This window comes from Allobosea sp. P2_B12 (assembly GCF_056404835.1).
Window position 1 is genome coordinate 336868 of the sequence record NZ_JBFUDG010000002.1, and the last position, 19362, is coordinate 356229.

The following is a 19362-nucleotide window of genomic DNA, read 5'->3' on the forward strand; positions in this document are numbered from 1 at the left end:
TTCCTCCCGTGCTGTGGATTCCGACGTTGGCCGCCGGCATGGTGTGGTCGATTGCGATTGGCCGGCTCATGCCCGCCATCCGCCCAGGTGGGACGATGCACCGGCACTGATGCCTGGACCAATATCGGTTCGCTCTAGCGGCCATAACGCAAAGCTGCCGCGACAGGGCCTGTGTTCGCACCTGGCCTCGGCCTAGTCATCGCAGCCTCGCGCGGCTATGGAGGCGGGCGACATCCGCGCAGTCACTGCGAGTTCGAAAACGGCGATGGATCTACGGCAGCTCCGCTATTTCGCGGCCATCGTCGAGCAGGGCTCCTTTTCGAAGGCGGCGACGAAGCTGCGCGTGGCACAGCCGGCGCTGAGCCAGCATCTGCGCCATATGGAGGACGAACTCGGCGTCGCTCTTTTGCATCGCGGGGCACGCGGCGTCCTCCCGACGGAAGCCGGCGAGCGGCTGCTGGCACGCGCCCGCACGATCCTCGCGGATTTCGCGGCGTTGCGTGAATTTGTGCGCGGCGAAGCCGAACTGCCGGGTGGCGAGGTCAGGATCGGTCTGCCGGGAACGGTGAGCGAGCAGTTCAGCGTGCCGTTGATCCAGGCGGCGCGTGAGCGCTATCCGGCGATCCGCATCCGCATTGCCGAGGCTATGAGCGGCTTCGTGCTGGACTGGCTGAGGCGCGGCGACGTCGATCTCGCGGTGATCTACTCGACATCGGACCCCAAGGGGCTCGGTATCCACCATGTCCTGACCGAAGAACTCTGCCTGTTTTCGGCAACCGGTTCGGCTCGCCCGCCCGGGACACCGGGTGCGCCGATCGCGCTCGCCGATGCCGCCGCGCTCGATCTGATCCTGCCCGGCCTGGGACACGGCCTGCGCGACCAGATCGACGAGGCCGCCGGCGAGGTCGGGGCGACCATCCAGCCGGCGGTCGAGATCGAATCCTACAGCCAGATCAAGCGATTGGTGGAGCAGGGTTTCGGCTACAGCATCCTGCCGCGCATGGCCGTGGCGGCGCAGGAGAAAGCCGGGGTTTTCCAGACCTGGCCGATCGCCAATCCGTCGCTCTACCGCAAGGTCTACCTCGCCTATTCGACGGAGCGGCCGATGCCGGCGGCGGCACGCGCGATCGGGCAGCTCTCCTGGCAGATCCTGCGCGGCCTCGTCACGGATGGGAGCTGGACTGCGACATTGGGCGAGGATGGCGGGCCGCCGACGCTCTACGGCTGAGGCGTGTCCGGTGACGCCGCTCAGGCCGCTCGTGCGGTGCCCTCCATCCGCAGGCGCCCGTCGGCGCCCTCGGTCCAGGTCCGGATCGTGCCGTCATCCTGCCGCCGGGCCTTCACGAGAAACGCTCCGCCTGCAGTCAACGGGCTGAGGCCGCGATAGTCGAGCTTCAGCCTCAGGTTGCCGGCCAGCGTCGCCGCGATATTCAGCATCAGCGTGGCCTGGATCGGGCCATGCACGACGAGCCCATCATAGCCCTCCTCGCCGGTGACATAGGGCTGGTCGTAATGGATGCGGTGACCGTTGAAGGTCAGCGCCGAGTAGCGGAACAGCAGCACTGGGCCGGCGTCGATCTCCCAGCTCAGGTCGGCGGGCTGGGGCTCGGCCCTGGCCGCTGCGGGCGCGGCAGCGGGAAGGTTCATGGCCTCGCGATAGACGATGTTATGACGCTCGCGCAGGGCCATGCCGCGCGCGGTCGAAATCTCGTGGTCGACGGCGACGAAGCAGAGCGGTCCGGAGCGGCCGTCCTTGGCGGTGACGTCACTGACGCGCGAGCGGCGCGTGACCAGATCGCCCTCGCGCAGCGGTGCCAGCGTCTCGATGCTGCCGCCCGCCCACATCCGGCGCGGCAGCGGCACGGGCGGCAGGAACCCGCCCTTGGCCGGGTGGCCGTCTGCGCCCAGCGCACTCATCGGCGCGATCGGCGGCGCGAGGCACCAGTGCAGGGCCAGCGGAGCGTCGCCCGCAGGGCAGGGCGCCAGATGCGGGGCGAAGGTGGCGGCATAGCTTGCGATCAGGCGCGGCGTGACGAGGTCCGAAGCTTCCTCGGTGCGGCCGATCCAGGTTCTGAGATGGTCGATGTCCATGGCTGCGATCGTCTTCAATACGAGCGCGGCATGCCGAGCACATGCTCGGCGAGATAGGACAGGATCAGATTGGTCGAGATCGGCGCCACCTGATACAGCCGCGTCTCGCGGAATTTGCGCTCGATGTCGTATTCCTCGGCGAAACCGAAACCGCCATGGGTCTGGATACAGGCATTGGCCGCCTCGAAGGAGGCATCGGCGGCCAGCATCTTGGCCATGTTGGCCTCCGCTCCGGCATTTTCGCCGGCCTCATAGAGACGAACCGCCTCGCGCACCATCAACTCGGCAGCGCGCATATTGGCGTAGGCCTTGGCGATCGGGAACTGGATGCCCTGGTTCTGGCCGATCGGGCGGCCGAAGACCTGCCGTTCCTTGGCGTAGGCCGAGGCCTTGTCGATGAACCATTTGGCGTCGCCGACGCATTCGGCCGCGATCAGGATGCGCTCGGCGTTCATGCCGGAGAGGATGTAGCGGAAGCCCTTGCCCTCCTCGCCGACGAGGTTATCGGCGGGCACGCGGACATTATCGAAGAAGACCTCGGTGGTGGCGTGGTTCATCATCGTGCGGATCGGGCGGATCGTCAGCCCGGCCTGCAGCGCCTCGCGCATGTCGAGCAGGAAGACCGAGAGCCCGTCGGTGCGCTTGGCGACCTGATCGCGCGGGGTGGTGCGGGCCAGCAGGAGCATCAGGTCGGATTGCGCGGCGCGGCTGGTCCAGATCTTCTGGCCGTTGACGATGTAGTCGTCGCCCTCGCGCCGCGCGGTGGTGTGCAGGCTGGTCGTGTCGGTGCCGCTGCTCGGCTCGGTCACGCCGAAGGCCTGCAGGCGCAACTCGCCCGAGGCGATGCGGGGCAGCCAGGCCTGCTTCTGAGTGCCGGAGCCGTGCCGCAGCACCGTGCCCATGACATACATCTGCGCATGGCAGGCGGCGCCGTTGCAGCCCTGACGCTGGATTTCCTCCATGATGACGGCCGCAGCCGAAAGCGGCAGGCCGGCGCCGCCATATTCTTCCGGGATCAGGGCCGAGAGGAAGCCGCTTTCGGTCAGGGCCGCGACGAACTCCTGCGGATAGGCCATCTCGCGGTCGAGCCTGCGCCAGTATTCGCCGGGGAAGCCGGCGCAGAGACGCGCCACAGCGTCGCGGATGTCGGCATGGTCTGAAGCGTGCTGCATGAGCCTTGTCTGTTGTTCCCGATTACAGGCTGGCACCGAATTCCGCCCGGAGCGTCTCGTCATGCTGACCGAGCGCTGGCACGGGCCGCATCCGGACGCGCTGCCCATCGACGATCGCCGGCGGGGCCAGCATCTCGACTGGACCGGAGGATGTCTCGACCGTCAGTGCCGTCGCGGCGGGATGGGTGATGAGATCGCCGACGCTGGAGACAGTGCCATAGGCGATGGCGTAGCGGTCGAGCGCAGCCGTGACCTCGGCGAAGCGCCGTGTCGCGAGCAGGGCCTGCACCTGTCCATCGAGGACCTCGCGCTGCCGGACCCGCAGGACATTGGTCGAAAAGCGCGGATCGTCGGCCAGTGCTTCGCTGTCCAGAACCTCGCGGGCCAGGATCTGCCATTCACGCTCGCTCTGGATCGAGATCAGCAGGTTGCCGTCGGCGGTGGCAAAGACGCCGTAAGGCGCGATCGAGGGATGGGCGAGGCCAAGCCGCGGCGGCTCGATGCCGCCATAGCGCCGCGTCAGATAGGGCACGTTCATCAGGTCGCCCAGCGTATCGAACAGCGAGAGTTGGATCGCGGAGCCTTTGCCGGTCTTCGCTCGCCGCAGCAGCGCTTCAAGGATCGCGGCATAGGCCGCCTGGCCGGTCGCGATGTCGGCGATCGAGACGCCGATGCGGGACGGCCCCGAGGCTTCCGTGCCGGTGATCGCGGCGAGGCCCGATTCCGCCTGCACCAGCAGGTCATAGGCCTTGCGCGTGTGGTGGGGCGTGCCGGGCGAATAGCCAGAGATGTCGCAGGTGATCAGCCTGGGATAGCGGGCACGCAGTTCGGTGGCGCCGAGGCCCAGCCGCGTGGTGGCGCCGGGCGCGAGATTCTGGATGAAGATATCGGCCTGCGCCAGCATCGCCTCGACCATGGTGCGGTCGTCCGTCTGCTTGAGATCGACGCGGCAGGATTCCTTGCCCCGGTTCAGCCAGACGAAATAGGAGGACAGCCCTTTGGCATAGTCGTCATAGCCGCGCGCGAAGTCGCCCTCGGACCGCTCCAGCTTGATCACCCGCGCGCCAGCATCGGCCAGCTTGCAGGTCGCGCTGGGGACGGCCACGGCCTGCTCGAGCGCGATCACCAGAATTCCCTCGAGGGCGTCAGTCATCGTTGAAGGCGGTCCACGTTCCCGTCGCGATAGTGCCAGACCGGGCGGGCAACGAGGTGCGAAGTCAAATAGGGTTTTGCGATGAGGGCCATAGCGAAATCCTCGCTGCGCCCGCGATCTCCATCGATAATCGCTATGGCCCTCATCGTTTTATCCTACTTGTCCTGTTGTGCCGCCCATGCACCCCTCTGCCGCGAGGCAGCGTGCCGCCCAAGAGCGCGCTCCAGAGGAATTCAGGGAGAAGGCACGATGGCAATCAAGGGACCTGCTGCGGTCGCATTCGCATTGGGAGCGCTGATGGCGCTACCGGCGCAGGCGCAAGACAAGCCGAAGGAACTGGTGGTCGGGATCGCGACCTTCCTGTCGGGGCCGGCATCGGTCTTCGGGGTGCCGGGCAAGAACGCGGCGGACCTGTTCTTCGAGGAGATCAACGCCAAGGGCGGGATTCTCGGCGTGCCGGTGAAGCCCGTCTATGTCGACGAGGGCGCCGGCACCAACCAGCTCATCTCCGAATATCGCCGCGTCGTGCAGGATCAGGGCGCGCAAGTGATGTTCGGCGCAATCTCGTCGGGCTCCTGCAATGCGCTCGCCCCCGTCGCCGAGGACCTCAAGGTGGTCAACGTGATGTGGGATTGCGGCACGCAGACGATCTTCGAGGAGGGCAAGTGGAAGTATTCAGTCCGCACCCAGGGCCATGCCGGCTCCGAGATGATGGCGACGCTGCTCTACCTCATGAAGACCAAGCCCGATTTCAAGACGATCGCAGTGGTCAACCAGGACTATGCCTGGGGTCGTGAATCCTGGGCGCTGCTGCAGGCCGGCCTCAAGGCGCTGAAGCCCGACGTCAAGGTCGTGGCCGAGCTGTTCCCGAAATTCGGCGCGCCCGATTTCTCGACCGAGATCACGCGGCTCTCGGCGCTGCGGCCGGATGTGGTGATATCGACCTCCTGGGGCGGCGATCTCGACACCTTCGTCCAGCAAGCGGCGGCGCGCGGATTGCTCAAGCAGTCGACCTTCGTGTTGCCGCTGGCGGAAAGCTCGATGGAGCGGCTCGGTAACGTCATGCCCGAGGGCGTCATCGTCGGCTCGCGCGGCGATCATTACTTCCTGCACCCGAAGTACAAGAACACGCCGGAAATGCAGGGCTTTGTGAAGGCCTACAAGGCGAAGACCGGAGTCTATCCGATCTATCCGACCTTCCACATGAACCAGGCCGTGACCGGGCTGGTGAAGGCCTATGAGAAGGCCGGCGCCGCGGCTGGCGGAAAGTGGCCGACCAAGGAGCAGGTCATCGCCGCCTTCGAGGGGCTGGAATTCAAGTCGCTGACGGGAACGGTCACCATCCGCTCGGACCATCAGGGCCTCGAAGACCAGATGCTCGGCACCACCAAGCGCGTGCCGGAATACCCCTTCGCCGTCTACGACAAGATCGCGCTCTACCCCGGCAAGCTGGTGACGACCCCGGTCGGCGAGAAGTCGCTCGACTGGTTCGCCAAGGTGAAGCCGGAACTGGTCAACGACAAGTCGATCGAGACCTTCGATTATTCGAAATAGTTAGCTCCCCATCCGCCGCCGTCATCCCGGACAAGTCGCGTAGCGACGCCGCTCCGGGATCCATCGGAGGGCACTGCGCTCTACGATGGATCCCGGATCTCCGCTTCGCTGCGTCCGGGATGACGCGGAGAGGTTCAAACGATCTCTGAGAACGGGCCGCAATGCCTCCAGAAATGCTCTTCCTCGCCGCGCTCGACGGCATCGCCTATGGCTCGCTGATCTTCCTGGTCGCGGTCGGGCTGTCGCTGATCTTCGGCGTGCTCGGCGTCCTCAACGTCGCCCACGGCTCGTTCTATGCGATCGGCGCCTATGTCGCGGCCAGCGCCGTGCTCGCGGCGACCGGGATGGGGCTGCCGACCTGGCTCGCCTTCCCGCTGTTCCTCGTCTCCGCCATTCTCGTCGGTGTCGTGGTCGGCGGTGCCGTCGAGGCCCTGCTGCTGCGGCGGATCTACGGCAAGGAGGAGGTGCTGCAGCTCCTCGTCACCTTCGCCGTGTTCATGATCCTGGAGGATGCGCAGAAGGTGATCTTCGGCGTGCGGCCGCTCTTCGCGAACGCGCCGATGAACTGGCTCGGCACGATCGAGGTCTTCGGCATCTACTACACCAACTACCAGCTCATCCTGATCCCGCTGGTGGCGCTGGCCGTGCTTGTCGGCCTGCGGCTGTTCCTGCGCCGGACCTCGTTTGGCCGCGCCATCGTCGCGGTGACGCAGGATCGCGAGGCGGCGATGGCGATGGGGATCAACGCCACCCGCATCTACCTCTTCACCTTCATGATCGGAGCCTCGCTGGCGGCGCTGGGCGGCGCCCTGTCCTCGGCCACCACCTCGCTGACGCCGGGCATCGGCTCGGGCATGATCGTGTTGTCCTTCGCGGTCGCGGCGACGGCGGGGCTCGGACGGATCGAGGGCGCGGCGGTGGCTGCGCTGATGATTGGGCTGGGACGGTCCGCCGCGGTCTATTTCGCGCCGGAATTCGACGTGCTGATCCCCTATCTGATCATGGTCGTGGTGCTGCTGATCAAGCCGGAAGGCCTGTTCACCACACTGCAGACGAGGAAGGTCTGATGTCGCGCCACATCGTCATTGGCGCGGGGCTTCTGATCGCGCTTGTCGTCTTCCCGCTGGTCTCGCCCTGGTCGACGGTCATCCTCACCGTGGCGCTCTGCGAGGGGCTGGCGGCGCTCGGCATCCTCGTCCTGCTGCGGGCGGGGCAGGTCTCCTTCGGCCACGGCCTGTTCTTCGCCTTCTCGGCCTATGTCGTCGCCTTCATGGCGGCAGCCAAGTTCGGCCATGAGGTGCTGCTGCTGGTGCCGATCGCCACCGCCGCCTCGGGGCTCGTCGCCGCGCTGGTCGGGCTCTTCGTCGTGCGCTACCGGGCGATCTTCTTCGGCATGCTCAACCTCGCCATCTCGATGGTGTTTTTCTCGCTGCTGGAGAAGCTGTTCTCGATCACCGGAGGTGCCGACGGCAAGCGCGTGCCGCGCCCGACGCTGGCGGGCATGACGCTGGAGCGCGAGGCCTTCGAGTTCTGGATGTTCTACATCACGCTGGCGCTGGCGATCGTCGCGGCGCTCGGCGTGGCGCGCTATCTCGTCTCGCCCGGCGGCAAGGCGCTGGAGGCGATCAAGTCGAACGAGACGCGGCTGGAATATCTGGGCGTATCGAGCCGCAAGGTGCTCTACGGCGCCTATCTGTTGTCGGGCTTGCTTGCGGGGCTGGGCGGGGCGGTGATCGCGCTGGTTTCCGGCCATGTCACACCGGAGCTGGCCTATTGGGTGCGCTCGGGCGAGTTCGTCTTCATTGCGATTCTGGGCGGAGTCGGCGGCGTCGCCGGTCCCTTCCTCGGGGCGCTGATGTTCCAGATCATCCGCGGCTATGCGGCGGTCTATGCGCCGGAGACCTGGCACGCGGTGCTCGGCGTGATGCTGCTGATCATCATCTTCTTTGCGCCGACCGGGCTCTACGGCCTCATCGCCGGGCGCAAGCGTACTGCCTCGGTCAAGGACGGCGCGCGATGAGCGAGTTCATCCTCGAAGCCCGCAATCTCGAACTGCGCTTCGGCGGCGTGCAGGCCGCCAACGGCGCGAGCCTCACGGTCCGCGCCCATGAGCGCATTGCCATCATCGGCCCCAACGGCGCCGGCAAGACCACCTTCATCAACCTCTGCACCGGCTATCTCAAGCCGCAATCGGGGCGGGTGATCTTCGCGGGCGACGATGTGACGGCACTGTCCCCACGCGCGATCACAAGGCGCGGCATCGGCCGCTCCTTCCAGATTCCGCAACTCTTCAGCGACAACACGGTGATGGAGAACCTGCTGCTGGCGCTGAGTGCGCGCGAGGGCACCTGGTCGCCCTTCCAACGGCTCGACCGCCATCCCAAGCGCGACGAGATGGTGGCGCTGCTCGACAGCGTCGGCCTGCGCGAGACGGCCGAACGCCCGGTCCGAGAATTGCCGGAGGGCATGCGCAAGCTGATCGACATCGCGGTCGCGCTCGCGCTCGATCCCAAGCTGATCTTCATGGACGAGCCGACATCGGGCGTTTCCAGCCATGAGAAATTCCAGGTCATGGACACGCTGACGCGGGCGCTGGATGCCCGCGCCACCACGGCGATTTTCGTCGAGCACGACATGGATGTCGTCGCCCGTTATGCCAGCCGCGTCGCGGTCTGGTCGGGCGGGCGGATCGCGTTGGAGGGAACGCCCGACGAGATCCTGAATCATCCCGAAGTGCGCGAGACCGTGATCGGGGTGGGAGTCTAGGTCATGCTGGAGATGAAGGGACTTTCAGCCGTGATCGAAGGCGTGCAGGTGCTGCGCAAGGTCGATTTCACCCTGGCTGAGGGCGCGACGGTGGCGCTGATCGGTCGCAACGGCGCCGGCAAGACCAGCCTGCTGCGCGCCATCATGGGCTTCATGACGGTGACGGAGGGCACCATCGCCTTCGATGGCCGACCGATCCTGACGATGCCGCCGCATGAGCGGCCGCGGCTCGGCATCGGCTATGCGCCCGAGGATCGCCGCCTGTTCTCGAGCTTCTCGATCGAGGAAAACATCCGCCTGCCGGCCGAGGTGATGAAGGTGCCCGCAGCGGAGATCACCAGGCGGCTCGATGCGATCTACCAGGTGCTGCCCGAGCTTGCCGATCTGCGCCATCGCGCAGCGGCGGGGCTTTCGGGCGGACAGGGCAAGATGGCGGCGCTGGCGCGCGCGCTGATGGTCGGCACCCGCATCATCCTGCTCGACGAGCCGTTCCAGGGGCTCGCGCCGGTTCTGGCCCAGCGCTACGCGACTGCCCTGCGCGCGTTGCGCGACAGCCATCCCGAGATCGCGTTGCTCATCACCGAATCCAATCCCAGTCTGCTGCGCAGCTTCGCCGAGCGCGCCTATGTGATCGAGCGGGGCGAGGTGACGGAAGTGGCCGGTGGCCTCGCGGCGAGTTCGCTCGAGGCGGCGGGGCTGCATTAGTTCGCAAAGGTGGTTTTTGAGACAGAGACCACCAGAGTTGTCGCATTCGGAGAATCCCCATGACCCAGCATTTCATCAACGGCCGCCATGTCGCGGGCCGCAGCGGCGAGACCATGGCGGTGCTGGCGCCGGCGACCGGCGAGGAGTTCACCCGCATCGCCTGCGGCACGGCCGAGGACATCGACGATGCGGTGAAGGCCGCGCGCGCGGCTTATGAAGGCGCCTGGGGCAAGCTGACGGCGGCCGAGCGCGGACGGCTGATCGCCAAGCTCGGCCTCAAGGTTCTCGACCATTTCGACGAGCTCGCCCGCACCGAGGCTGAAGACACCGGCAAGCCGATGGCGCAGGCCCGCGCCGATATCGAGGCGACGGCACGATATTTCGAGTTCTATGGCGGCGCGGCTGACAAGGTGCATGGCCACATCATCCCGTTTCTGAACGGCTACAGCGTCAACGTCATCCATGAGCCGCATGGCGTCACCGGCCATATCCTGCCCTGGAACTACCCGGCGCAGATGTTCGGGCGGTCGCTGACGGCGGCGCTCGCCATGGGCAATGCGGTCGTGCTGAAGCCGGCCGAGGAAGCCTGCCAGACGGCGCTGCGGCTGGCGGTGCTGGCCTCGGAAGTCGGCTTTCCCGATGGCGCGATCAACATCGTCACCGGGCGTGGCCATGAGGCGGGCGCGGCGCTCTCGGCCCATCACGGCATCGATTTCATGTCCTTCACCGGCTCGCCCGAGGTCGGAAAGATGGTGCAGCATGCCTGCGCCGACCATCTCATTCCCTGCACGCTCGAACTCGGCGGCAAGTCGCCCCAGATCGTCTTCGACGATGCCGATTTCGACGCAGCCGTGCCGGTCGTCTGCAAGGCGATCGTCCAGAACACCGGGCAGACCTGCTCGGCCGGCAGCCGCGTCCTGGTGCAGGAGCGCGTCTATGACGACTTCATGGGCGCGGTCGCCAAGGAGTTCACCAAGCTGCGTGCCGGCACGCCCGAGATGGATCTCGATTGCGGCCCGGTGATCAACGCCAAGCAGCGCGGCCGGGTGCAGAGCTTCATCGACCAGGCGCGCGAGGCCGGCATTCCGGTGATCGCGGAGGGCGCAATCGCGCAGGGCGTGCCCAATGGCGGCTTCTACGTCACGCCGACGCTGTTCGGGAAGGTGCCGCGCGGCAACCGCCTGGAGCAGGAGGAGGTGTTCGGCCCGGTGCTGGCCGCCTTCCCGTTCAGCGACGAGGCCGACGCGATCAAGCTGGCCAATGCGACCGAATACGGCCTCGTCGCCGCCGTCTGGACCCGGGATGGCGGGCGCCAGCAGCGCGTCGCCAAGAAGGTCCGCGCCGGCCAGGTCTTCATCAACGGCTATGGCGCCGGCGGCGGCATCGAACTGCCCTTCGGGGGCACCGGCAAGAGCGGCCATGGCCGCGAGAAAGGCTTCATGGCGCTGGAGGAATTCGCGGTGACCAAGACGATCGTGCACAAGCACGGGTGAGGGCGGGCCAGACACGCGCGTCATGCTCGGGCTTGAACCCGAGCATCTTCTGCAAGAGATTCTCGGGTCTGCGCTGCGCTGCGCCCGAGAATGACGCTCGATGTCACATCATGATGACGTGGCGGATGGTGCGGCCCTCATGCAGCGCATCGAAGCCCTCGTTGATGCCGTCGAGCCCGCTCTGGCTGGTCATCAGCCGGTCCACCGGCAGCTTGCCGCGCAAATAGAGATCGACGAAGCGCGGGATGTCGCGCACCGGGATGCAGGAGCCGACATAGGAGCCCTTCAGCGTGCGCTCCTCGCCGACCAGCCGGACAGGCGAGAGCGACAGCGTATGGGCGGGGTTGGCAAGACCCGCCGTCGTCGTCGTGCCGCCGCGCCGCGTGATCTGGTAGGCGAGATCGAGCGCCTTGACCGAGCCCGCCATTTCCAGCCCGTGATCGACGCCGCCCTTGGTCGCGGCGCGGATGGCCTCGACCACGTCGGAGGCGCCGGCATTGAAGGTATCGGTCGCGCCGAGTTCGCGGGCGACGGCGAGTTTTTCCTCCGAGAGGTCGACGGCGATGACGCGCGCCGCGCCGCAGGCGGCAGCCCCGAGCAGCGCACTCAGGCCGACGCCGCCGAGGCCGACGACGGCGACCGTCTCGCCGGCCCGGACCTTGGCCGTGTTCACGGCGGCGCCGACGCCGGTCAGGACTGCGCAGCCGAACAGCGCTGCGATTTCGTAGGGGATGTCGGCCTCGAGCTTGACCAGCGAGTGTCGCGAGATCACCGCATATTCGGCAAAGGCCGAGACACCGACATGGTGATGAACGGGCTTGCCCTCGATGGAGAGCCTGCGCCCGCCGGCCAGCAACTCGCCGACGCCATTGGCGGCGTTGCCGGGTTCGCAGAGCGCCGGCCGCCCCTCGCTGCAGGGCGAGCAATGCCCGCAGGAGGGCACGAACACCATGATGACCCGGTCGCCCGCCTTGAGGTCGTGCACGCCCGGACCGGGCTCCACGACTTCGCCGGCCGCCTCGTGGCCGAGCACCATCGGCACGGGGCGGGGGCGATTGCCGTCGATCACCGAGAGGTCGGAATGGCACAGGCCCGCAGCCCTGACCCTGACCAGAATCTCGCCCGGCCCGGGCGGCGCGAGCTCGACCTCCTCGATCGAGAGCGGGCGGCTCTTCGCATAGGGCGCGGAGACGGGGCTGGCCTTCAGGACGGCGGCGCGGATCTTCATGCAGGCATTTCCTCGGCGAGTGTCTTGGATGGACTTCTTGGGTCCATCGGGCCGCAAATGCCGTGGGCTGTCAAAGACCGAATCGTGATCCGCCCCATAAGCGGACCAGTCGAGGATTTATGGAGTGTGTGGTGAGTGCCGGCAGGGCGCGAATGTTCAGGCCGTCACAGACGCCCGCACGCCCGATGCGTGATTACGAGCGTCGGAAGACATTCATCGTCCTTCAAATGGATGACGCCAAAATAGGTTTCAGCAATTCAGTTGACGGCAGCGCCATTAACCACGATTGCCGCAGGTCCCTTCGCTGATATCCTTGTGTGCCCTTTCGGCAGGAGAATGAAATGACCATCTTCGTTCAGTCGATATCAAGTCAGGCCACGTTCAACCTGGGCGCCGGGGATGGTCTGGTCGTCACCTGGCCTGGCAGCGTGACCACGCTTGCAGACGCGACGCATGCCATCGTCGGGGCGGGCGCTAACGCCCTCTCGGTCGATGGCTTCGTCTCGGCTTCCGGAGCGAACTCCAATGCCGTGCAGTTCAATGGCGGGAACCATACGATTGTGGTCAATGCCACCGGAACACTTCTGGCGAGAAATATCGGCATCAACTTTGCCTCTGGCGGGGATACGCTGATCAACTCCGGTGTGATTTACGGAGGGCTCGAAGGCGTCCAGATTGGCGCGGGCGCGGCCACATCCATCACCAACTATAACAGCATCCTGACGTCAGGCAGTGATGGCATCCTGTCGACCGGGTCGAGGGTCAATCTTTACAATGTCGGCGTCATCGATTCGGCTCAGGACGGCGTCGACACCTTTAGCGCGCAGGGCACTGCCATCATCAATATGGGCTCCATTGTTGGCAGGGGCGACAATGCACTCGATTTGAGCGGCTTTGACGACGTCGTCATCAACAACGGCTACATGCAAGGGGCCAACGGCGTCCTTTTGAACGCCGGCAACGATTTCTTTGACGGCCGTGGTGGCGTCCAGATCGGAACCGTGGACGGCGGCACCGGCAACGACACAATTTACGGCGGAATCTATGGAGACACCTTGTTCGGTTCAAACGGCGTGGACATGCTGTTTGGAGGTGGCGGCGGCGACACGCTGAACGGCGGCGCTGATGGCGACCTCATCGTCGGCGGCGCCGGCGGTGATGTGATGCGCGGCGGCACCGGCGGAGACCTTTTCGTCTTCGCGCTCGGCGACCAGGGCGATTTCATCACGGGCCTGAACGAGGGCGGCATCCGCGACGGCTTTGACCTGCGCACGGTCTTCGACCAGACCGGCTTTGCTGGCACGGATCCGCGCGGCGCTGGGGTCCTCGGTGTTTATCAGAGTGGCGCCGACACCGATGTCTACCTCTACGGCAGCTTCTTCTTCCGCATTCAGGGCGTCGTCGCCGCCGCCATCGACGATAGCTATTTCATCTTCCAGTGAGTGGGTGCCGGGACCGATATCCATCTCGTCGTCTCTCGTGCCGCCGAGCGGATTGTCCATCGGAGGTCGGCAAGCATGCTCTGGATCGCGTGACCACAAGACCATCGCCGGCCGGCAGGTTGGTTTGAGCCGAGGTTGGGGACGATTGAACTGAGATGGTCATTTCGCACTCCTGCAAAGCACACGAGATGTCTTCAAATGGATTCAGTACCGGTGGCTGGTCGCAATTTGACAAGCTGAAGCGCGTAAATTTCTCCGGTCGTCATTCATTTGAATGACATGACGCCGAATTGGCGGCGCAAATATCCGTTGCGCTTTGCAAGTGTCGTTCGTCTCCCAACTACACGTTCGACTGTTGACGCCATCGCTTATGTCGAACGCGTTGGCACTGGCTTCGCCACGAAGTCGGCGAGGGAGTTGCGCAAGCGCCCCGTGAGCATCTTGATCGAAGAGCCTGCCATCGTCGCCTGTGCCGGGACTGGAACCGCAGGCGGGCGACCATGTCGTCGAGAAGTGCCGCATGAGCGCGTGGGAGGCACGCGATTGGAGACGGTGCTGAAGGCGCTCGGCCGCGATGTCGTGATCGTGACCGGCGCATGGACCAACATGTCGATCGAGCACACGGCCCGCACCGGCGCCGACAAGGGCTATTTCATGGTCGTGCCGGAGGATGCCTGCGCGACGATGAACGCCGAATGGCACATTGCCTCGGTCAATTACGCCCTGCAGAACGTGGCCGTGGTGTCGGACGTCGAAACGGTCATCGCTGCAACGCGGACCTGAACGCCATCGCGAGAAGGTCCGGTTTCGGGCAGTTTGCCGAGCAATCCGAGCGAGCGGGAAAACTGCTCTAGACCGAGGTTGCTGCTGACGTGCCGATCTCAAGTACAACCACTTCGCAGACCTCATCGAGCACGGTCGGACAACGTTCGACGCCATGCGGCACGACGATGAATTCGCCTTCTCCGATGACCTCGTCGCGGTCGCGGAACTTCATCAGCAGCCGGCCCTTGTGAACGAAGAAGACCTCGTCCTCTCGGCTGTTGAAATGCCAGCCGGCCTCGCCCTCGAACCGCGCGAGCTTGATCTGCAGGTTGTTGATCGCTGCAGCGAGCCGAGGCGGCCAGCTGTCCGAAAACTGTCCGAAGGCGCTCTCCAGGTTCTCCTTTCGAAACGGCGAGATGTGCCGGTTGAGCATCGCGACGTCGCGGATGATCGTCTTGAGCTGGCTTGGCACATCCATGCCGTCGGCCGGATATTTCCCGTCGAGTGCGGCTGTGCCGATGGTGAAGCCCGCCGCCCCGGCCTCTTTCAAAGCTGCGATGCGGCCCGGGGTGTCGATCGATCCGGCCACATAGACGGGCTTCGAGACCGCGGAACAGACGGCTTCGATGAGTGCCGGGACGTTCTCGTGCGAGCGATAGGCCAGGAGATCGAGGCCGTGCACGCCATCGCGGGCGGCCAGGGCCTGCGCGCTGGCGACGATCTCGTCGATGCTCCCCTCGAGAACGCTCGGATGTCCGGAGATCGTGCCCGGGAAGGGGCAGTACTGGATCGCCGTGCCGGCAATGATCGGCAGCACGTCGTCGACTCTCGTCCCGCCGAGCAGAATGTCGATACCGATCTCGACCGCGGCCTTTGCCGATGCAATCTCGCTGTCGCGATCGAGCGAAACCACCTCGAGATAAGAGGTCGCGCCGCCGGCCTTGATCGCCGTGTCGAGCGCCTTCAGCTTCTCGAGCGGCAGGCCGATATCCTTGAACCCGATATGCCGGACGCCAAGCGCCAGAGCCGTCCGAAGTTGCTCCATCGCATCACCAACCGTCCGGTCGTTGCGTGTGAGCATGAAAATGAAGCGAAGGCCCATCAGGACACCTGTTCCGTTCGGTTCGTTCGGCCTGCGGGGCAAGTAACCGCCATGCCTTTGCGTGTATGCTGGCTCAGTCTATCAGTTTCGCAACCGCTGGGCGCTTGGCGGGGCTGCATTGGGCGCTCTTTAAGCGGATTGGACACCCGTCCTATCAAGGGGGCTGATCCCCGTCTTTCCTTCTGCCACGGCCGGTCCTTCATGAACTCACCTGTTTCCCCTGGCCGCGATCCCGTGGCGTCGGTTGGGATCGGCCAGCCTGTGCCACGCAAGGAGGACGCGATCCTCGTGCAGGGGCACGGCCGCTATACGGACGATCTGTCCGTCGAAGGGCAAGTTTTCGCAGCCTTCGTCCGCAGCCCCCATGCGCATGGCATTCTGCGGGGCGTCGATACGGCAGAGGCGCGCTCGATGAAGGGCGTCGTCGCGGTCTATACGGCGGCGGATCTGAACGGTCGAGGCTACAATGCCATCCTGACGCCGATCGATGTGCCAGGCCGCAACGGGGCCTCGATGAGCAAGCCCCGGCGGGCCGCGTTGGCCGCCGACAAGGTCCGCTTCGTCGGCGATCCCGTCGCGGTCGTCGTCGCCCGCACCGCTGATCAGGCCCGCAACGCCGCGGAGGCGGTCAGGCTCGACATCGATGTCCTGCCTGCCGTCACCGATGCCGAGGCGGCTCTCGGCACCGAGGCTCCGCAGCTCTATGACGACGTCGCCGGCAATCTCATTGTCGATTTCCAGTTCGGCGACAGCAAGAAGGTCGCCGCGGCCTTTGCCGAGGCCGCGCACATCACCCGGTTGCGGATCGTCAACAACCGCGTCGTCGTCAATCCGATCGAGCCGCGCGCGGCCCTTGCGAGCTTCGACGGCAAGTCGAAGCGCTACACGCTGCACGCTCCGAGCCAGGGCGCCTTCGGCATGCGCAACAACCTGGCCGCGGCCATGGGGGTGAAGCCGGCCGAGCTGCGCCTGATTACGGGCCATGTCGGCGGCTCCTTCGGCATGAAGGCCTCCGTGTTTCCCGAATATATCGTCCTCCTCCACGCAGCCCGCATGTTGAAGCGGCCGGTCAAATGGACCGATCAACGGTCGGAGAGCTTCGTTTCGGACCATCATGGCCGCGACATGGTGTTCGAGGCCGAGCTGGCACTGGACGCTCGCGGCCGCTTCCTCGCCACGCGCTTCACGGGCGTGGCGAATATGGGCGCCTATCTCACGCCCGTCGGAGCGATGATGCCGACGATGAATGTGGGGAAGAACTCGGTGGGCATGTACCAGACGCCGCTGGTCGAGATCCGGACGCGTTGTGCGGTGACGAATACCCCGCCGATCGGCGCCTATCGCGGTGCGGGTCGCCCGGAAGGCAACTACTTCATGGAGCGCCTGATCGATACGGCCGCCCGCGAGATGGGAATCGACAAAGCGAGCCTGAGGCGGCGCAACCTGGTTTCGCCCGCCAAACTGCCCTGGGCGACGCCGATGGGAACGGTCTATGACAGCGGCGATTTCCCTGCGCTGTTCGAGCGGGCCCTCGAGGCGTCCGACTGGAAGGGGTATCCAGCACGGATGAAGGCAAGCCGGAAGGCAGGTTTGCTGCGCGGGCGCGGTATCGGCTGCTATCTCGAGGTCACGGCGCCACCGACCAATGAAATGGGCGGAATCCATTTCGAGTCGGACGGCAGCGTCAGCATCGTCACCGGCACGCTCGACTATGGCCAGGGACATTGGACGCCTTTCGCCCAGCTCCTGACCAGTCAGCTCGGCGTTCCGTTCGAGCAGATCAAGCTCGTGCAGGGCGACAGCGACCGGCTCATTGCCGGCGGCGGCACGGGCGGCTCAAAATCGCTCATGGCGAGCGGCTCGGCGATCATCGAGGCGAGCGATCTGGTCATCGAAAAGGGCAAGCTGCTCGCCGGTCATTTCCTGGAGGCCAATGTCGCCGATATCGCGTTCGCTGCTGGTCAGTTCACCGTCGTCGGAACCGATCGTTCGATCGGCATCATGGACATCGCGGCGAGGCTGCGGGGTGATGCCGCGGTCGCGCCCGACTTGCCGCAGTCGCTTGACGTCGATCACGTCTTCAAGGCCGCGCCTTCGGCCTATCCTAATGGCTGCCATATCGCCGAGGTCGAGATCGATCCCGAGACCGGGCATGTCGAGGTCGTGCGCTATGTCATGGTCAACGACTTCGGCACCGTTGTGAACCCGATGCTCGTCGAAGGGCAGCTCCATGGCGGCGTCGTCCAGGGCATCGGCCAGGCGCTGTTCGAGCGGACCGTCTATGACGAGAGCGGCCAGCTGATGACGGGCTCCTACATGGACTACGCCTTGCCCCGGGCGGGGGATGTCCCCTTCTTCTCCTTCGAGAGCCAGGGTGTGCCGACGATGAACAATCGGGTCGGCGCCAAAGGATGCGGCGAAGCCGGTTGCGCCGGTTCTCTGCCCTCGGTGATGAATGCGGTCGTCGATGCGCTGGCGCCATATGGCATCACGCATCTGGATATGCCCGCGACACCTCAGGCGGTCTGGCGGGCGTTTCAGTCAGGACGGATCGGATCAGCAACTTAGGTCAGTGGGCAGCCGCGGCCTGAAGGGCAGAGCTGGCGCAAAACCTGTCAGCACTATGCGCTACCGGAGCGTGTTCGGATCCTTCGACAAGGTCCGGTCCCAGGCGAGGCGCCGACTTCCGCTTCTGCCGCATCGCCCAGAATGGCTTCATACTTGGCAGCGCCGGTTTTCAGCCATCGTTGATTCGTTTACCGTCATTGCCGCGTAAAATGATTGGGAAATGAAGGTCGAATGGCCAGGCCCTCGGACGGTAGAAAAGATCAGGAACTGATCAACATCCTGACGGCGAACGCCCGGATTCCTTTGGCTGAAGTCGCCAAATCGCTCGGTGTCTCGCGCGCGACCGTGCAGGGACGCCTGTCCCGGCTCGAACGGGACGGGGTTATCGTCGGATATACGACCGTCATTGGCAAAGACGAGGTCCATGCGACGACATTATCGGCCGTGATCATGATCGAGCTCGAAGTCAAGCAGCAGGGAAACGTCATCGCTCTGCTTCGAAGGCGCCCCGAGATCATTCAATGTTATACCGTGAGCGGACATTTCGACCTGTTCGTGAAGATCAGATGCATGAATTCGACGCATCTCGACGAGGTCATAGACTCGATCGCGGAGATGGAAGGCGTCCGGCGCACGACCTCCTCGATTCTTCTCGCGCGCAAGTTCGAACGGTGATGCAGAGGCAGGCAATCGCCGCTTCATGCGCAAGCATCGCGCTTCATTCCTAGGCGATTTTGATGGTTTCACTGCTAAACGAGCTATTTCCCATCTAAAGTTCTTTATATTCCGCTTATGGCCAGCGATCTGAAACTTTATGTCGCTCCTAGGACCCCGGATAACCGAAAGGAACCGGGGAGCTTCTGGAATGAACGGCGCGTCAGCCCTTGCGAACATGCTGTCCGACTATGGCGTCGAGGTCATTTTCGGGGTGCCCGGTGACACGAATGTGGCCCTCAGCCCGAAGGTGAAGCCCGCGCCCTTCCCTGCTTCGGCTGGATCAAGGCGCTGCAGCGCATTATCGACCGGGTTCATGCCGGCGGAGCCGATGCGCCGCATGATGGCGGGAACGATCCGAGCTTCGCGGTCGATTTCGGCGCCTACGACATGAGCAAGCTCGCGGCCGTCTATGGCATCCGCGGCTACCGCATCGAGACCCCGGTGCAACTGGAGACGGCGTTGGCCGAGGCCTTCGCGCTGAACGAGCCGGTCTTCCTCGACATCGCGGTCGAATCCATCGCCGACAGGCTACCCCCGGTGTTCTCCTGGCTGAAGAAGGCCGGGGTCGATCCCGAGGCGGTCGGTGTCCAGGCAGCCCTTTAGACG

Annotated in this window: 16 protein-coding genes and 1 pseudogene; 12 read left to right on the plus strand and 5 right to left on the minus strand. The window is 65.1% G+C overall.

Annotation, left to right across the window (positions count from 1 at the left end; genetic code table 11):
• Window positions 1-265 precede the first annotated feature (265 nt).
• On the plus strand, window positions 266-1228 hold the full coding sequence (locus tag AC1DYU_RS06810; RefSeq protein WP_476790975.1) for a LysR family transcriptional regulator: 963 nt from the start codon (window positions 266-268) through the stop codon (window positions 1226-1228).
• Window positions 1229-1248: 20 nt separating this feature from the next.
• Here AC1DYU_RS06810 and AC1DYU_RS06815 read toward each other — a convergent pair whose 3' ends face one another.
• The 3 genes from AC1DYU_RS06815 to AC1DYU_RS06825 are packed head-to-tail and all read right to left on the minus strand — an operon-like array spanning window position 1249 to window position 4416.
• Entirely contained in the window at window positions 1249-2091 is an 843-nt protein-coding gene (locus AC1DYU_RS06815) for an HTD2 family dehydratase (protein WP_476790976.1), read from the minus strand.
• Between the two features lie 14 nt (window positions 2092-2105).
• Complete coding sequence (locus tag AC1DYU_RS06820) at window positions 2106-3263, minus strand: acyl-CoA dehydrogenase family protein (protein ID WP_476790977.1); 1158 nt, start codon at window positions 3261-3263, stop codon at window positions 2106-2108.
• A 22-nt stretch (window positions 3264-3285) separates the two neighbouring features.
• Window positions 3286-4416 carry a CaiB/BaiF CoA transferase family protein gene (locus tag AC1DYU_RS06825; protein ID WP_476790978.1) on the minus strand — a complete coding sequence of 377 codons (1131 nt, stop codon included), beginning with the start codon at window positions 4414-4416 and terminating at the stop codon, window positions 3286-3288.
• A gap of 249 nt (window positions 4417-4665) precedes the next feature.
• Here AC1DYU_RS06825 and AC1DYU_RS06830 point away from each other — a divergent pair, with 249 nt between their 5' ends.
• The 6 genes from AC1DYU_RS06830 to AC1DYU_RS06855 all read left to right on the plus strand — a co-directional run bounded on the left by AC1DYU_RS06830 (window position 4666) and on the right by AC1DYU_RS06855 (window position 10934).
• Window positions 4666-5970, plus strand: coding sequence for an ABC transporter substrate-binding protein (locus tag AC1DYU_RS06830; protein WP_476790979.1), 1305 nt, complete (start codon window positions 4666-4668; stop codon window positions 5968-5970).
• Window positions 5971-6131: 161 nt separating this feature from the next.
• Entirely contained in the window at window positions 6132-7037 is a 906-nt protein-coding gene (locus tag AC1DYU_RS06835; protein ID WP_158484131.1) for a branched-chain amino acid ABC transporter permease, read from the plus strand.
• On the plus strand, window positions 7037-7990 hold the full coding sequence (locus tag AC1DYU_RS06840) for a branched-chain amino acid ABC transporter permease (protein WP_158484130.1): 954 nt from the start codon (window positions 7037-7039) through the stop codon (window positions 7988-7990). The genes AC1DYU_RS06835 and AC1DYU_RS06840 overlap by 1 nt, the downstream gene beginning before the upstream one ends.
• On the plus strand, window positions 7987-8736 hold the full coding sequence (locus AC1DYU_RS06845) for an ABC transporter ATP-binding protein (RefSeq protein ID WP_476790980.1): 750 nt from the start codon (window positions 7987-7989) through the stop codon (window positions 8734-8736). The genes AC1DYU_RS06840 and AC1DYU_RS06845 overlap by 4 nt, the downstream gene beginning before the upstream one ends.
• 3 nt (window positions 8737-8739) lie before the next feature.
• On the plus strand, window positions 8740-9441 hold the full coding sequence (locus AC1DYU_RS06850) for an ABC transporter ATP-binding protein (RefSeq protein ID WP_476790981.1): 702 nt from the start codon (window positions 8740-8742) through the stop codon (window positions 9439-9441).
• A gap of 59 nt (window positions 9442-9500) precedes the next feature.
• Entirely contained in the window at window positions 9501-10934 is a 1434-nt protein-coding gene (locus tag AC1DYU_RS06855) for an aldehyde dehydrogenase family protein (RefSeq protein WP_476790982.1), read from the plus strand.
• A 103-nt stretch (window positions 10935-11037) separates the two neighbouring features.
• Here the strand turns inward: AC1DYU_RS06855 and AC1DYU_RS06860 are convergent, their stop codons facing one another.
• On the minus strand, window positions 11038-12162 hold the full coding sequence (locus AC1DYU_RS06860; RefSeq protein WP_476790983.1) for a zinc-dependent alcohol dehydrogenase family protein: 1125 nt from the start codon (window positions 12160-12162) through the stop codon (window positions 11038-11040).
• A 341-nt stretch (window positions 12163-12503) separates the two neighbouring features.
• Here AC1DYU_RS06860 and AC1DYU_RS06865 point away from each other — a divergent pair, with 341 nt between their 5' ends.
• The gene (locus tag AC1DYU_RS06865; RefSeq protein ID WP_476790984.1) at window positions 12504-13604 is read left to right on the plus strand and encodes a calcium-binding protein; all 1101 of its coding nucleotides are present in this window, start codon (window positions 12504-12506) and stop codon (window positions 13602-13604) included.
• A gap of 460 nt (window positions 13605-14064) precedes the next feature.
• Window positions 14065-14387: pseudogene (locus tag AC1DYU_RS06870) on the plus strand (cysteine hydrolase family protein); the annotation flags it as partial.
• A 67-nt stretch (window positions 14388-14454) separates the two neighbouring features.
• Here AC1DYU_RS06870 and AC1DYU_RS06875 read toward each other — a convergent pair.
• Window positions 14455-15414 (minus strand): cupin domain-containing protein, encoded by a 960-nt coding sequence (locus AC1DYU_RS06875; protein WP_476790985.1) that lies wholly within the window; start codon window positions 15412-15414, stop codon window positions 14455-14457.
• A 258-nt stretch (window positions 15415-15672) separates the two neighbouring features.
• On the opposite strand from AC1DYU_RS06875, the gene AC1DYU_RS06880 reads away from it, so the two are divergent.
• The 3 genes from AC1DYU_RS06880 (at window position 15673) to AC1DYU_RS06890 (ending at window position 19359) form a co-directional block, all read left to right on the plus strand.
• Window positions 15673-18039, plus strand: a complete 2367-nt coding sequence (locus AC1DYU_RS06880; protein ID WP_476790986.1) for a xanthine dehydrogenase family protein molybdopterin-binding subunit — start codon at window positions 15673-15675, stop codon at window positions 18037-18039.
• A gap of 231 nt (window positions 18040-18270) precedes the next feature.
• On the plus strand, window positions 18271-18714 hold the full coding sequence (locus AC1DYU_RS06885) for an Lrp/AsnC family transcriptional regulator (RefSeq protein ID WP_476790987.1): 444 nt from the start codon (window positions 18271-18273) through the stop codon (window positions 18712-18714).
• A 342-nt stretch (window positions 18715-19056) separates the two neighbouring features.
• A complete protein-coding gene (locus AC1DYU_RS06890) occupies window positions 19057-19359 on the plus strand; it encodes a thiamine pyrophosphate-dependent enzyme (RefSeq protein WP_476791310.1) in 303 nt (100 codons plus the stop codon).
• Window positions 19360-19362 lie beyond the last annotated feature (3 nt).

Excerpts from the sequence above, each read along its gene's own strand:
- AC1DYU_RS06810 (WP_476790975.1), top strand. The coding sequence starts at position 266 with ATGGATCTACGGCAGCTCCGCTATTTCGCGGCCATCGTCGAGCAGGGC.
- AC1DYU_RS06815 (WP_476790976.1), bottom strand. The coding sequence starts at position 2,091 with ATGGACATCGACCATCTCAGAACCTGGATCGGCCGCACCGAGGAAGCT.
- AC1DYU_RS06820 (WP_476790977.1), bottom strand. The coding sequence starts at position 3,263 with ATGCAGCACGCTTCAGACCATGCCGACATCCGCGACGCTGTGGCGCGT.
- AC1DYU_RS06825 (WP_476790978.1), bottom strand. The coding sequence starts at position 4,416 with ATGACTGACGCCCTCGAGGGAATTCTGGTGATCGCGCTCGAGCAGGCC.
- AC1DYU_RS06830 (WP_476790979.1), top strand. The coding sequence starts at position 4,666 with ATGGCAATCAAGGGACCTGCTGCGGTCGCATTCGCATTGGGAGCGCTG.
- AC1DYU_RS06835 (WP_158484131.1), top strand. The coding sequence starts at position 6,132 with ATGCCTCCAGAAATGCTCTTCCTCGCCGCGCTCGACGGCATCGCCTAT.
- AC1DYU_RS06840 (WP_158484130.1), top strand. The coding sequence starts at position 7,037 with ATGTCGCGCCACATCGTCATTGGCGCGGGGCTTCTGATCGCGCTTGTC.
- AC1DYU_RS06845 (WP_476790980.1), top strand. The coding sequence starts at position 7,987 with ATGAGCGAGTTCATCCTCGAAGCCCGCAATCTCGAACTGCGCTTCGGC.
- AC1DYU_RS06850 (WP_476790981.1), top strand. The coding sequence starts at position 8,740 with ATGCTGGAGATGAAGGGACTTTCAGCCGTGATCGAAGGCGTGCAGGTG.
- AC1DYU_RS06855 (WP_476790982.1), top strand. The coding sequence starts at position 9,501 with ATGACCCAGCATTTCATCAACGGCCGCCATGTCGCGGGCCGCAGCGGC.
- AC1DYU_RS06860 (WP_476790983.1), bottom strand. The coding sequence starts at position 12,162 with ATGAAGATCCGCGCCGCCGTCCTGAAGGCCAGCCCCGTCTCCGCGCCC.
- AC1DYU_RS06865 (WP_476790984.1), top strand. The coding sequence starts at position 12,504 with ATGACCATCTTCGTTCAGTCGATATCAAGTCAGGCCACGTTCAACCTG.
- AC1DYU_RS06875 (WP_476790985.1), bottom strand. The coding sequence starts at position 15,414 with ATGGAGCAACTTCGGACGGCTCTGGCGCTTGGCGTCCGGCATATCGGG.
- AC1DYU_RS06880 (WP_476790986.1), top strand. The coding sequence starts at position 15,673 with ATGAACTCACCTGTTTCCCCTGGCCGCGATCCCGTGGCGTCGGTTGGG.
- AC1DYU_RS06885 (WP_476790987.1), top strand. The coding sequence starts at position 18,271 with ATGGCCAGGCCCTCGGACGGTAGAAAAGATCAGGAACTGATCAACATC.